10 protein-coding genes are annotated in these 12,115 nt (G+C 69.9%); 6 read left to right on the top strand and 4 right to left on the bottom strand.

What is annotated here, in order from left to right; genetic code table 11:
- Window positions 1–188: 188 nt before the first annotated feature.
- Window positions 189–3,215 (bottom strand): excinuclease ABC subunit UvrA, encoded by a 3,027-nt coding sequence (uvrA, locus tag AB0N17_RS22755; protein ID WP_366013249.1) that lies wholly within the window; start codon window positions 3,213–3,215, stop codon window positions 189–191.
- A 224-nt stretch (window positions 3,216–3,439) separates the two neighbouring features.
- Between uvrA and AB0N17_RS22760 the strand changes: the two genes are divergently transcribed.
- The 5 genes from AB0N17_RS22760 (at window position 3,440) to AB0N17_RS22780 (ending at window position 7,715) form a co-directional block, all read left to right on the top strand.
- Window positions 3,440–4,126 (top strand): maleylpyruvate isomerase family mycothiol-dependent enzyme, encoded by a 687-nt coding sequence (locus tag AB0N17_RS22760; protein WP_366013250.1) that lies wholly within the window; start codon window positions 3,440–3,442, stop codon window positions 4,124–4,126.
- 46 nt (window positions 4,127–4,172) lie between these two features.
- Window positions 4,173–4,829, top strand: a complete 657-nt coding sequence (locus AB0N17_RS22765; RefSeq protein WP_366013251.1) for an MBL fold metallo-hydrolase — start codon at window positions 4,173–4,175, stop codon at window positions 4,827–4,829.
- Window positions 4,830–5,137: 308 nt separating this feature from the next.
- Window positions 5,138–6,019 (top strand): ABC transporter substrate-binding protein, encoded by an 882-nt coding sequence (locus tag AB0N17_RS22770; RefSeq protein ID WP_366013252.1) that lies wholly within the window; start codon window positions 5,138–5,140, stop codon window positions 6,017–6,019.
- Window positions 6,016–6,951 carry an amino acid ABC transporter permease gene (locus tag AB0N17_RS22775; RefSeq protein ID WP_366013253.1) on the top strand — a complete coding sequence of 312 codons (936 nt, stop codon included), beginning with the start codon at window positions 6,016–6,018 and terminating at the stop codon, window positions 6,949–6,951. The genes AB0N17_RS22770 and AB0N17_RS22775 overlap by 4 nt, the downstream gene beginning before the upstream one ends.
- On the top strand, window positions 6,948–7,715 hold the full coding sequence (locus AB0N17_RS22780) for an amino acid ABC transporter ATP-binding protein (protein ID WP_366013254.1): 768 nt from the start codon (window positions 6,948–6,950) through the stop codon (window positions 7,713–7,715). The genes AB0N17_RS22775 and AB0N17_RS22780 overlap by 4 nt, the downstream gene beginning before the upstream one ends.
- A 10-nt stretch (window positions 7,716–7,725) precedes the next feature.
- Here AB0N17_RS22780 and aroQ read toward each other — a convergent pair whose 3' ends face one another.
- On the bottom strand, window positions 7,726–8,199 hold the full coding sequence (aroQ, locus tag AB0N17_RS22785; protein WP_366013255.1) for a type II 3-dehydroquinate dehydratase: 474 nt from the start codon (window positions 8,197–8,199) through the stop codon (window positions 7,726–7,728).
- A gap of 212 nt (window positions 8,200–8,411) precedes the next feature.
- On the opposite strand from aroQ, the gene AB0N17_RS22790 reads away from it, so the two are divergent.
- Window positions 8,412–9,683: an MFS transporter gene (locus AB0N17_RS22790; RefSeq protein ID WP_366013371.1), complete on the top strand. Its 1,272-nt coding sequence runs from the start codon at window positions 8,412–8,414 to the stop codon at window positions 9,681–9,683.
- A 29-nt stretch (window positions 9,684–9,712) separates the two neighbouring features.
- Here AB0N17_RS22790 and AB0N17_RS22795 read toward each other — a convergent pair whose 3' ends face one another.
- Both AB0N17_RS22795 and AB0N17_RS22800 read right to left on the bottom strand, forming a co-directional pair.
- Complete coding sequence (locus tag AB0N17_RS22795) at window positions 9,713–10,813, bottom strand: ionic transporter y4hA (protein WP_366013256.1); 1,101 nt, start codon at window positions 10,811–10,813, stop codon at window positions 9,713–9,715.
- A 148-nt stretch (window positions 10,814–10,961) separates the two neighbouring features.
- On the bottom strand, window positions 10,962–11,960 hold the full coding sequence (locus AB0N17_RS22800) for a TerC/Alx family metal homeostasis membrane protein (protein ID WP_366013257.1): 999 nt from the start codon (window positions 11,958–11,960) through the stop codon (window positions 10,962–10,964).
- Window positions 11,961–12,115: the final 155 nt, after the last annotated feature.

Below are 12,115 nucleotides of genomic sequence, written 5' to 3' on the forward strand. Positions count from 1 at the left end.
AACCCATGTTGAGGACCGACAGGGCCGTCTTCACGTAGTGCTTGTGCGGGGCGCTGGTGTTGAAGAAGGTCCGGATCCGCGGGGAGTTCCCGCGGGGCGCCGCTTTTTTGATGATGTGTCATGCGGTGTCGCACTTACGTGACGCTCGATGCGTCGCACGCTGCGTCATGCGACGCAGCGATGTGGTGTCACGCCTTGCGGGCCCGCGTCGTCTTCTTCGCGGGCGTCGCCTTCTTCGTGGCCGCGGCGGCCTTCTTGGTCGCCGTGTTGTTGGCCTTGACCGTCACCGTCTTCTTCGCGGCCGACTTGGCGGCGGCCGTCTTCCTCGCCGTCGTGCTCCGCGGCGCCTTCACGGGCTCCGCGTCGCTGATCCGGTCGGCGCCGAGGATCTCGCGCAGGAACTTGCCGGTGTGGCTGGCCGGCACCCCGGCCACCTCCTCGGGCGTGCCCTCGGCGACCACGAGGCCGCCGCCGGCGCCGCCCTCCGGGCCCATGTCCACGACCCAGTCGGCGGTCTTGATCACGTCGAGGTTGTGCTCGATGACGATGACCGAGTTGCCCTTGTCGACCAGGCCGCCCAGGACCTTCAGCAGCTTGCTGATGTCCTCGAAGTGGAGACCGGTGGTCGGCTCGTCCAGCACGTAGACCGTGCGTCCGGTGGACCGCTTCTGCAGTTCGCTGGCGAGCTTGACGCGCTGTGCCTCACCACCGGAGAGGGTGGTGGCGGACTGGCCGAGGCGGACGTAGCCGAGGCCGACGTCGTGCAGCGTCTTCAGGTGGCGGGAGATCGCCGGGACCGCCTCGAAGAAGTGCATGGCTTCCTCGATCGGCATGTTCAGGACCTCGGCGATGGACTTGCCCTTGTAGTGGACCTCCAGGGTCTCCCGGTTGTACCGGGCGCCGTGGCAGACCTCGCACGGGACGTAGACGTCCGGGAGGAAGTTCATCTCGATCTTGATCGTGCCGTCGCCCGCGCAGTTCTCGCAGCGGCCGCCCTTGACGTTGAAGGAGAAGCGGCCGGGCAGGTAGCCGCGGACCTTCGCCTCGGTGGTCTCGGCGAACAGCTTGCGGATGTGGTCGAAGACACCGGTGTAGGTCGCCGGGTTGGACCGCGGGGTGCGGCCGATCGGCGACTGGTCGACGTGGACGACCTTGTCGACGAGGTCGTCGCCCTCCACGCGCGTGTGCCGTCCGGGGACGGTCCGGGCACCGTTCAGCTCACGGGCCAGGTGCGTGTAGAGGATGTCGTTGACCAGCGTCGACTTTCCGGAGCCGGAGACGCCCGTGACGGCCGTGAAGACACCCAGCGGGAAGGACACGTCGATGTCCTGCAGGTTGTTCTCGCGGGCGCCGTGCACGGTGAGCTGCCGGGACGGGTCGCGGGGACGGCGCACGTCCGGCAGGGGGATCGCCTTGCGGCCCGCGAGGTACGCGCCGGTCTGCGACTCGGTGTTGGCGAGCAGCTCCTTCAGGGAGCCGCTGTGCACGACCTTGCCGCCGTGCTCGCCGGCACCGGGGCCGATGTCCACGACCCAGTCGGCGACCTTGATGGTGTCCTCGTCGTGCTCCACGACGATGAGCGTGTTGCCCATGTCGCGCAGCCGGACCAGGGTCTCGATCAGCCGGTGGTTGTCCCGCTGGTGCAGGCCGATGGAGGGCTCGTCCAGCACGTACAGCACGCCGACGAGTCCGGAGCCGATCTGGGTGGCCAGGCGGATGCGCTGGGCCTCGCCGCCGGAGAGGGTGCCGGCCGCGCGGTTCAGCGAGAGGTAGTCCAGGCCGACGTCGACCAGGAAGCGCAGCCGCTCGTTGACCTCCTTCAGGACGCGCTCGGCGATCTTCTTGTCGCGGGCGCTCAGCTTCAGCTCGCCCAGGAAGTCGGCGCAGTCGCTGATCGACATCGCGGCGACTTCGGCGATCGACTTCTCCATGATCGTGACCGCGAGGACGATCGGCTTCAGGCGTGTGCCCTCACAGCTCGGGCAGGGCACCTCGCGCATGTAGCCCTCGAAGCGCTCACGGCTGGCGTCGCTCTCGGCCTCGCTGTGCCGGCGCTTCACGAACGGCACCGCGCCCTCGAACGGCGTGGTGTACACGCGCTCGCGGCCGTACCGGTTGCGGTAGCGCACCTCGATCTGGGTCTTGTGCCCGTACAGCAGGGCCTTCCTGGCGCGCTGGGGCAGGCCTGCGAAGGGGATGTCCGTACGAAAGCCCAGCGCATCGGCGAGGGCGCCGATCAGACGGCCGAAGTAGTCCTTGGTGTGCCCGTGCGACCAGGGGTGGATGGCGCCCTCGTCCAGGGACTTGTCCTCGTCCGGGACGATCAGCTCCGGGTCGACCTCCATGCGGGTGCCGATGCCGGTGCACTCGGGGCAGGCGCCGAAGGGCGAGTTGAAGGAGAAGGAGCGCGGCTCCAGCTCCTCGAAGGACAGGTCGTCGTACGGGCAGTACAGGTGCTCCGAGTACATCCGCTCGCGCTCGGGGTCGTCCTCGGGGAGGTCGACGAAGTCGAGCACGACCATGCCGCCGGAGAGGCCGAGGGCGGTCTCCACGGAGTCGGTGAGGCGGCGCTTGGCGGAGTCCTTGACCGTGAGGCGGTCGACGACCACCTCGATGGTGTGCTTCTCCTGCTTCTTCAGCGTCGGCGGCTCGGACAGCTGGATGGTCTGCCCGTCCACGCGCGCGCGGGAGTAGCCCTTGGTCTGCAGGTCGGCGAAGAGGTCGACGAACTCGCCCTTGCGCTCGCGGACCAGCGGCGACAGCACCTGGAAGCGGCTCCCCTCCGGCAGCTCCAGGACCTTGTCCACGATGGCCTGCGGCGACTGGCGCGAGATCGGGCGGCCGCACTCGGGGCAGTGCGGCTTGCCGATGCGCGCGAAGAGCAGACGCAGGTAGTCGTAGACCTCGGTGATGGTGCCGACCGTCGAGCGCGGGTTGCGCGAGGTCGACTTCTGGTCGATGGAGACCGCCGGGGAGAGACCCTCGATGAAGTCGACGTCCGGCTTGTCCATCTGGCCGAGGAACTGCCGGGCGTACGAGGAGAGCGACTCCACGTAGCGGCGCTGGCCCTCCGCGAAGATCGTGTCGAAGGCCAGGGAGGACTTGCCCGACCCGGACAGGCCCGTGAAGACGATGAGCGAGTCACGAGGCAGGTCGAGCGAGACATTCTTCAGGTTGTGCTCGCGCGCGCCACGGACGATGAGACGGTCGGCCACGCCGGTCCGCACCTTTCTTGAGAGAAGTGACAGGGGCGGGGCCCCTGTGCTTCTTCAGACTAGGGGGAGCCACTGACAACGCCGGTCGGATTGCCCGGTTGCATAACAACCCCCGACCATCCAGCATGCCCGACGCCGCCTTCGACGATATAGCACGTGCTTTCGATTTGCGGACGAGGTTCACCACCTTCACCCGAAGGTGTGGCGGGACTAATGTCAGGCCCATGATTGATCACGCTCATGACCTGGCATGTGTACGTGACGCGACCGAGCGACTCCTCAACGCGGTCGCCGCACTGGACAACGCCTCGCTCCCCGAGCCGTCACGGCTTCCCGGGTGGACCCGCGGGCACGTCCTCGCCCACCTCGCCCGCAACGCGGACGCGCTGCGGAACGTCCTCGACGGCCGCCCCATGTACGCGAGCGCCGCTGCGCGCGACGCCGACATCGACAGCGGCGCCCCGCGCGACCTCGACGCGCACCTCGCCGACCTGCGCGAGAGCGCGGCCCGCTTCCAGGCGGCCGGCGAGGCACCGGCGGACTGGAGCCGCACGGTGGAGCTGCGCAACGGGGTGACCGACTCCGCATCCCGGGTGCCGTTCCGGCGCTGGGTGGAGGTGGAGCTGCACCACGTGGACCTCGGGACCGGCTACGAGCTGGAAGATCTCCCGGAGGAGTTCCTGGAGCGGGAGACCGACTTCCTCGCGGCGCGGTTCTCCGGAAGCCCGGACGTCCCCGCGACCCGCCTCACGGACGGCACGCACGCGTGGAGCACCGGACGCGCGGCGGACGCCCCGGAGGTCACGGTCGCCGGCACACCGGCGGAGCTGGTGGGCTGGCTCGCCGGACGCCGCGACGGGACGGCGCTGAAGGTGACGGGCGGGGCACTGCCGAAGCTGCCCCCGCTGTAGCACGACGGCCGCCCGTCTCAGGCCCCCGCGCTATAGGCTGATCACCATGACGTACACCGGAGAGGTCAAGGTCGGCGGACCGGCGGACGTGCACGAGCTGAAAGACCTGATGATCACCAAGATCGCGGTCGGCCCGATGGACAACAACGCCTATCTGCTGCGCTGCCGGGCCACCGACGAGCAGCTCCTGATCGACGCCGCCAACGAGGCGGGGACGCTCCTCGGATCGATCGGTGACGACGGCATCGCGTCCGTCGTCACCACCCACCGGCACGGCGACCACTGGCAGGCACTCGCCGAGGTCGTGTCCGCCACGGGCGCGCGTACCCACGCCGGCCGCGACGACGCCCCCGGCATCCCGGTGCCCACGGACGTCCTCGTCGACGACGGCGACGTCATCCGGGTGGGGCGCGTGGAACTCACCGCGCGCCACCTCGTCGGGCACACCCCGGGGTCGATCGCGCTGGTCTACGACGACCCGCACGGTCATCCGCACGTCTTCACCGGCGACTGCCTCTTCCCCGGCGGCGTCGGCAACACGCACAAGGACCCGAAGGCGTTCGCCAGCCTGATCCGCGACGTGGAGACGAAGATCTTCGGTGCGCTGCCGGACGAGACCTGGGTGTACCCCGGCCACGGCAACGACACGACCCTGGGTGCGGAGCGGCCGCATCTGCCGGAGTGGCACGCGCGCGGGTGGTGAGCGCCGGTGGCGCGCTCTCCCGTACGCGCGCCCCGTGTGAACGTTTCGCCCACACTCGGGTCGTGTGCGCGCTCCCGATGCGCTGCCGCGCGCGGTGAACTGGTGGCAACCCCGCGGAGGCTGACGGCTCCTCGGCGGTGGGGCCGCCGGCCTCCTACCCCGCCCTCGGCCGGCGGCCCGAGCCGAAGTCCCAGGCCGGACTCCCGCGCCGGGAGCCACGTTCACACGGTGGCAACACCCGCTCCCACTATGCGGACAGTTACCGTCATGACCTGGACAAACGTGGGGTTCGCTGCCAATCTCCCGCCATGTACCTCGCCCCTCGCGCCCTGCGCCGAGCGCTGGCCGCCGCCACCGTAGCCCTGCTCGCCACCGCTGTCGGCTGCGCTCCGCAGCCCGACGAGAAAGCGTCGGCCGCCCCGTCCGGCTCCGCGAAGAGCTGTGCCCCGGGCAAGCTGGCCACCAAGACGTCCGGCAAACTGACGATCGCGACGGACGAGCCGGCGTACGAACCCTGGTTCAAGGACGACAGACCCGCCGACGGCAAGGGCTTCGAGTCGGCGGTCGCCTACGCCGTCGCGCAGCGGCTGGGGTACGGCAAGAGCGCGGTCGTGTGGCAGAGCGTGCCGTTCAACAAGGCGTTCGCGCCCGGCGTGAAGACGTTCGACTTCGACATCAACCAGGTGTCGATCAGCACCGAGCGGAAGAAGGCCGTCGACTTCTCCTCCGGCTACTACGACGTGCGCCAGGCCGTCATCGCCCTCAAGGGCACCAAGGCCGCCCGGGCAACGGACATCGCGGACCTCAAAGACCTCAAGCTGGGCGCCCAGGTGGGCACCACGAGCCTCGACTACATCTCCGACGTGGTGAAGCCGAAGCAGGAGGCCGCCGCGTTCTCGAAGAACGACCAGGCCAAATCCGCGCTGAAGAACGGCCAGGTGGACGCCATCGTCGTCGACCTGCCGACCGCGTTCTACATCACCGCGGCCGAGGTGACGGACGCGAAGATCGTCGGCCAGTTCGAGAACCAGGGCGGCACGCCCGAGCAGTTCGGGCTCGTGCTGGACAAGGGCAGCGCGCTGACCTCGTGCGTGAGCGGCGCCGTCGATGCCCTGCGCAAGGACGGCACGCTGGCGAAGCTGGAGAAGCAGTGGCTCTCGGAGGCCGTCGACGCCCCGGTGCTCAAGTGACGGTCACCAAGGGCGAGTCCGCCCGGGAGGGGGCCGACGGCAAGGGTGACATGACCGGTGGCGCCGGTGACGGCGTCCTGAACGACGGCTACGTGCCGTCCGCGCGGCGGCTGGAGCGCGAGCGCCACCAGCGGATGCGTGCCCGCCGGGCCACGGCCGTCGCGGCGCTCTCCACGCTTGTCACGGCCGTCGTGCTCTACCTGGTCGTCGTCGACGCGCCGGGCTGGCCGCGTACCAAGGAGACCTTCTTCAGTGCGCGGTACGCGCGCGAGGCGCTGCCGAAGGTCCTCGACGGGCTGTGGCTGAACGTCCGTCTGCTGCTGGTCTGCGGGGCCGCGGTGCTGGTCCTCGGCATGCTGATCGCGGTCGCCCGCACGCTGCGCGGTCCGGTGTTCTTCCCGCTGCGGGTGCTGGCGGCGGCGTACACCGATTTCTTCCGCGGCCTTCCTCTCATCATCAACCTGATGATCGTGGTCCTGGGCGTGCCGGCGCTGCGGCTGCAGGGCGTGACGGTCGACCCGGTGCTGCTGGGCGGTACGGCGCTGACGCTGACGTACTCGGCGTACGTGGCCGAGGTGTTCCGGGCCGGCATCGAGTCCGTCCACCCCTCGCAGCGCGCGGCGGCACGCTCGCTGGGGCTCACCAACCGGCAGGCGCTGCGCTACGTCGTGCTGCCGCAGGCGGTACGCCGGCAGGTGCCGCCGCTGCTCAACGACCTGGTGTCGCTGCAGAAGGACACCGGCCTGGTGTCGATCGGCGGCGCGGTGGACGCCGTACGGGCGGCCGACATCATCGTGGGCCGCAGTCTCAACTACACGCCGTACATCGTCGCGGGGCTGGTGTTCGTGGCGCTGACCATCCCGATGACCCGTTTCACGGACTGGGTGACGGCCCGGATGGACCGGCAGCGGGACCAGGGAGGTTCCCTATGAGTGACTTGAGCGACGCGGGCGCGCCCGTGCTGCGCATGGAGTCCGTCCGCAAGACCTTCGGCGGGTCCGTCGTGCTGCGGGACGTCGATCTGGCGGTCGCCCCGCACACGGTGACCGCGCTGATCGGTGCCTCCGGCTCGGGCAAGTCCACGCTGCTGCGCTGCGCCAACCTCCTGGAGGAGATCGACGACGGCGCGATCTGGCTGGACGGCGAGGAGATCACCGATCCGCGGGTCGACCAGGACGCGGTCCGGCGCCGGATCGGCGTGGTCTTCCAGGCGTACAACCTCTTCCCGCACATGACCGTGCTGGAGAACATCACCCTCGCCCCGCGCCGCGTGCACGGCGTCTCCCGTGCCGAGGCCGAGGAACGGGCCAGGGGGCTGCTGGAACGCCTCGGCCTCGCCGGCAAGGCGGATGCCTACCCGGACCGGCTCAGCGGCGGTCAGCAGCAGCGTGCGGCGATCGTACGGGCCCTCGCCGTGCGGCCCCGGCTGTTGCTGCTGGACGAGATCACGGCCGCGCTCGACCCCGAACTCGTGGGAGAGGTGCTGGAGGTGGTCCGCGGTCTGAAGGGCGAGGGCATGACCATGGTGCTGGCGACGCACGAGATGGGCTTCGCCCGGGACGTCGCCGACCAGGTCTGCTTTCTGGACGGTGGCGTCGTGCTGGAGCGGGGCAGCCCCGAACAGGTCTTCGGCGACCCGCAGCAGGAGCGCACGCGGCGCTTCCTGCGGCGGATCGTGGAGGCGGGCCGCCTCTGAAACCGCAGGGTCACGCCTCGGTGCGGGTCTCTCCCAGCAGGGCCGCGACCCGCTCCACGCCGAACACGTAACCCTGCACCCCGCAGCCCGCGATCACGCCGTCGGCGCGCAGCGAGACGTAGGAGTGGTGCCGGAACGACTCCCGCTGGTGGATGTTGGAGATGTGCACCTCCAGCACGGGCATGCCGTCGCAGGTGTTGAGTGCGTCCAGAATCGCGACCGACGTGTGGGAGTAGGCGGCGGGGTTGATGACGATCCCGCAGTGGTTCAGCCGCGCCTCGTGGATCCAGTCGACCAACTCGCCCTCGTGGTTGGACTGACGGAAGTCGGCCGTGCCGCCATGGGTCGCCGCCGCCTTGGCGCACAGCGCCTCCACGTCGGCCAGCGTGTCCTTGCCGTAGATCTCGGGCTGCCGCTGACCGAGCAGGTTCAGGTTGGGCCCGTTGAGGATCATGATCGGGGCGTTGGCCAGGGTGCGGGGCACGGTTCCTCCGGTCCGTTCGGGGCGGTGCGTCGGCGACCGCTCTCGGCACCCGGTCTATCACGGTGGCCCGAGCGGGCGGTGAGCCCGTGTGCGCCGGTCGCCTCGGCGCGCACTCCGACCCCGTGATCACCTCCACGCGCCCCCCGTAACCCCTGGTCACTGCGGGTGGTTGACGCGGCATGCACGATGTACGCGCCGTAAGCACACCGTCCATGCCCCGGCTCGCCGTCGCCTCCCTCGCGGGCACCGCGATCGAGTTCTACGACTTCTTCGTCTACGGGACCGCGGCTGCCCTGGTCCTCGGGCCGCTGTTCTTTCCGACGTTCTCGCCGGTCGCGGGGGTCCTGGCGGCGTTCGGCACGTTCGGTGTGGGGTTCGTGGCCCGCCCGATGGGCTCCGCGCTGTTCGGGCATCTCGGGGACCGGCGCGGACGCCGTCCGGTGCTCGTCATGTCGCTGCTGCTCACCGGCGCCTCGACGGTCGCGGTCGGCTGTCTGCCGTCGTACGGCACGATCGGCGTCGCCGCTCCCCTGCTGCTGCTCGTGCTGCGCTTCGTGCAGGGGCTGGGGCTCGGTGGGGAGTGGGGCGGGGCGGTGCTGCTGACCGCGGAGCACGCTCCGGCGGGCCGGCGCGCCCTGTGGTCGAGCTTCCCCCAGGTGGGACCCGCGGTCGGCTTCCTGCTGGCCAACGGGGTGATGCTGGCGCTGTCGGCGGCGCTGTCCGACGCGGAGTTCGCGCGGTGGGGGTGGCGGGTGCCGTTCTGGGCGGCCGGTGCGCTGGCAGTGGCCGGGCTGTGGCTGCGCTCGTCGCTCGCCGAGAGCCCCCGCTTCCTGGAGATCGACGACCACGCGCGCGTACCGCTCGTCGAGGTCGTACGCCGGCACGGGCGACTGGTGCTGCTGACGGCGGGGGCGCTGGCCGTCGGCTACGCGGTGTTCTACGCGGTGACGACCTGGTCGCTGGCGTACGCGACGGAACGGCTCGGGGTGAGCCGCACGGTCATGCTCACCTGTGTCATGGCCGCGGTGGTCGTGAAGGGGGCACTCACGCCGTTCATGGCGCTGCTCGGCGATCGGTACGGGCGTCGGACGATGTGTCTGGTGGGGTGCTCGGCCTGCGCCCTGTGGATGCTGCCGATGGTGGCGCTGCTGGCGAGCGGTGAGCCGTTGCTGATGTTCCTCGGCATCGTGGGCGCGCTGATCGCCTTCATCACGATGTTCGCGGTGGTAGCGGCTTACCTTCCGGAGCTGTACGAGGCACGGGTGCGCTGCACGGGAGCCGCCGTGGGCTACAACCTCGGCGGAGTCCTCGGCGGCGCGCTCACCCCGATCGTGGCCACGGCGCTCGCGGAGCACGGCGGGCGGATCCCCTGGGGCGTGGGCGTCTATCTGACCGGTGTCGCACTGCTGAGCCTCGGGTGCTTCGCACTGCTGCCGGAGACCCTCCCGGCGCCCGTACCGGCGGGGGAACCGGCCGCGGGCTGACCGGATCACGGGACGGCTCGCGGTGCGGGCTACGGGTTGATGGCCAGTTCCAGGTAGGCCGCGAAGATCACCAGGTGGACGCCGCCCTGCAGGGGGGTGGCCCGTCCCGGCACCACGGTCAGGGAACTGACGACCACGGTCAGCAGGAGCAGCAGCATGTGCGTCGAGCCGAGACCGAGGACGAGCGGCCCGGACAGCCAGACGGAGGCGAGCGCCACGGCCGGGATGGTCAGGCCGATGCTGGCCATCGCCGATCCGAGGGCGAGGTTGAGGCTGGTCTGCACCCGGTCCCGGCGGGCGGAGCGCATCGCGGCGATCGTCTCGGGGAGCAGGACGAGCAGGGCGATGATCACACCGACGACAGCCTGGTTCAGGCCGGCCGCCTTCACGCCCGATTCGATCGTGGGCGACACGCTCTTGGCGAGGCCCACCACGCCGATCAGGGCCAGGCCGAGCAGGCCGAGGCTGATCCAGGCGGTGCGCGCGGACGGGGGCCGGGCGTGGTCGTCGGCGGTGATGACCTCGCCCTGCCGGGTGATCGGCAGGAAGTAGTCGCGGTGGCGCACGGTCTGGGTGGCCACGAACAGGCCGTACAGAATCAGTGAGGACAGTGCGGCGAACGTCAACTGGACCGTGGAGAACTGGGGCCCGGGCTTGCTGGTGGTGAAGGTCGGCAGCACCAGGCTGAGCGTGGCCAGGGTCGCCACGGTCGCCAGGGCGGCGCCGGTGCCCTCGGGGTTGAAGACCGCGGTGCCGTGCCGCAGGGAGGCGACGAGCAGGCAGAGCCCGACGACGCCGTTGCAGGTGATCATCACGGCGGCGAAGACGGTGTCCCTGGCCAGGGTGGCGCTCTTGTCGCCGCCGTCCGCCATGAGGGTGACGATCAGGGCCACCTCGATGACCGTGACGGCGATGGCGAGCACCAGGGAGCCGAAGGGCTCTCCGACCCGGTGGGCGATGACCTCGGCGTGGTGCACCGCTGCCAGGACGGAACCGGCGAGGACGACGGTCACCAGGGCGACGACCGCCCCGGGGAGCCCGCGGCCCCAGGTGAAGACCAGCAGGACGACGGCGAGCACCGGCACGATGACGGTCCACAGCGGGGTGAGCGACCGGAGCCGAGTGATCATGCGGCGATCGTCGCAGAGACGTACAGGGTTCGCATTCTGTTCTTTCCGGATGCTTCCGTCCTTTCCGGCTCGGAGGGCCCGGCGCCGGTACGGCCGGGCCCCGCGTGCCCCCGAGGAGTGTTCCCGTGCGCTCCCGGCCTCTGCGCGGTCAGGCGTCGACGCTGTCCTTCGGAGCGCTGCCGCTGCTGTGTTCGGTCCCGACGGCCGCCTGCCTCCTGGACGCCATCAGGCTGGTGACCGTGGTGACGGCGAGGACCGCGCAGATCACGCCGAGCGAGACCGGGATGCTGATCTCGGGCACGTGGACACCGGCCTCGTGCAACGCGTGGAGCACCAGCTTGACGCCGATGAAGCCGAGGATGACCGACAGGCCGTACGACAGGTGGACCAGCTTCTTCAGCAGGCCGCCGATGAGGAAGTACAGCTGACGCAGCCCCATCAGGGCGAAGGCGTTGGCGGTGAAGACGATGTACGGGTCCTGGGTGAGGCCGAAGATCGCCGGGATCGAGTCCAGTGCGAAGAGGACGTCCGTGGTGCCGATGGCGAGCATCACGACCAGCATCGGGGTCATGACCCGCTTGCCGTTCTGCCGTATCCACAGCTTGGTGTCGTGATACCGGTCGGCCACACCGAACCTGCGCTCCACGGCCTTCAGGAGCCTGTTCTCCTCGTACTCCTCGTCCTCTTCGTCCGCGCGGGCCTCCTGGACGAGCTTCCAGGCGGTCCAGATCAGGAAGGCGCCGAAGAGGAAGAACACCCAGGAGAAGCCGGCGATGATCGCTGCTCCCGCGGCGATGAAGACGGCTCGCAGGACCAGGGCTATGAGGACGCCGACGAGCAGAACGCGCTGCTGGTATCGGGCAGGCACCGCGAACTTCGCCATGATCAGGACGAAGACGAAGAGGTTGTCGACGCTCAGCGACTTCTCGGTGATGAAGCCCGCGAAGAACTCGCCGGCCGGCTGTCCGCCGCCGAAGACGAGAAGGCCGAGGCCGAAGAGCCCGGCCAGGGTGATCCAGACGACGGTCCAGATCCCGGCTTCCTTGATCGACACCTCATGCGGCTTGCGGCCGATGAAGAAGTCGACGGCGATCAGGGCGGCGAGCCCCACGACGGTCAGGACCCACAGGCCCATGGAGACATCCATTGTTCCTCCGGCATTCGTCACGGCAAACACATCAGCGTCGTCGCTGCCGGAGGTCTCTTCCACCCGCGAGGGGCCGGCGCCCCGGGACCTGTCCGGTCCGTACTGACGGGTGCGCCGCAGTCAGGGAGTACTCCCCTCCGTACGAAAAACGGTAC

Source organism: Streptomyces sp. NPDC051133, from assembly GCF_040682635.1.
Lineage (GTDB): Bacteria > Actinomycetota > Actinomycetes > Streptomycetales > Streptomycetaceae > Streptomyces.

What these genes read in the sequence shown, in the direction of transcription:
- AB0N17_RS22760 (WP_366013250.1), top strand. Translation starts at nt 3,440, where the DNA reads ATGATTGATCACGCTCATGACCTGGCATGTGTACGTGACGCGACCGAG.
- AB0N17_RS22765 (WP_366013251.1), top strand. Translation starts at nt 4,173, where the DNA reads ATGACGTACACCGGAGAGGTCAAGGTCGGCGGACCGGCGGACGTGCAC.
- AB0N17_RS22770 (WP_366013252.1), top strand. Translation starts at nt 5,138, where the DNA reads ATGTACCTCGCCCCTCGCGCCCTGCGCCGAGCGCTGGCCGCCGCCACC.
- AB0N17_RS22780 (WP_366013254.1), top strand. Translation starts at nt 6,948, where the DNA reads ATGAGTGACTTGAGCGACGCGGGCGCGCCCGTGCTGCGCATGGAGTCC.
- AB0N17_RS22790 (WP_366013371.1), top strand. Translation starts at nt 8,412, where the DNA reads ATGCCCCGGCTCGCCGTCGCCTCCCTCGCGGGCACCGCGATCGAGTTC.
- AB0N17_RS22795 (WP_366013256.1), bottom strand. Translation starts at nt 10,813, where the DNA reads ATGATCACTCGGCTCCGGTCGCTCACCCCGCTGTGGACCGTCATCGTG.
- AB0N17_RS22800 (WP_366013257.1), bottom strand. Translation starts at nt 11,960, where the DNA reads ATGGATGTCTCCATGGGCCTGTGGGTCCTGACCGTCGTGGGGCTCGCC.